Genomic DNA, 762 nt, shown 5'->3' on the forward strand with positions numbered 1-762 from the left:
CGGCGGCACTCGCTTCAAGAATCAATGACTTACGAGCGGATACCATCGAAATCCACGATTCGCGTGCGCTGCCTGCCCGGTCGCTGTGGAAAAATCCACCCGCGCGGCCCCGCTTCCTCTCGGCTTGCGCTGTTGCCCGGCCGTTTCGACTCGCGGGGGGAACGGGGGGAAGTGAACGAAGCGGCGGCCGCGGGTTGGCGTGCGCCGACTGCTGCGCGCATCGGCGCACGCAGCGGAAACCCGATTTCAGGGCCGCTACGCGGCCGGAATGAACGAGGGAAGGGGCACGGCCGCACGGCGGCCGCGATGGCTGAGAGCGGGTCATGCGTGCCCCCGTTCGAGTGCATCGGTCGCCAGGTCATCGCGGATCGACACGTGCAGGCCGAACACGGCCAGGCGCTCGAGCGAAACCGGCGTGAGGTAGGGCACGCGGCGGGTGTAAATGCGGCGCTCGACTTCCTTCTCGCCGACCACGACGCCGGCGTGCTTGAGCTGCGCCTTGAACACGCGGTCGGACTTCACGGGCAGGCCGTTCCATTTGTCGCGCAGCGCGCTCGTGTGCGCGAGGTGGTCCATCACGTGGCCCGTGCGCAGCAACAGGCAGAACTCGCCGTCGACCGTATCGAAGGTGTACGGGTGTTTGTAGTTGCCGCCGTCGATCTCCGACAGCACCGTTTCCATGATCCAGACCCACGGCTCGCGATCGGCGCTCGTCTCGGCGACGTGGCCGTTCATTTCCGCGATCAGGTCATGCGGAAAGCC

The 762-nt window shown here is 66.8% G+C and carries 1 pseudogene; it reads right to left on the bottom strand.

Annotated elements, in window-relative coordinates:
- Positions 1-321 precede the first annotated feature (321 nt).
- Positions 322-762: pseudogene (locus tag WS69_RS21070) on the bottom strand (toprim domain-containing protein); the annotation flags it as partial.

The organism is Burkholderia sp. BDU5 (genome assembly GCF_001522845.1).
Lineage (GTDB): Bacteria > Pseudomonadota > Gammaproteobacteria > Burkholderiales > Burkholderiaceae > Burkholderia > Burkholderia mayonis.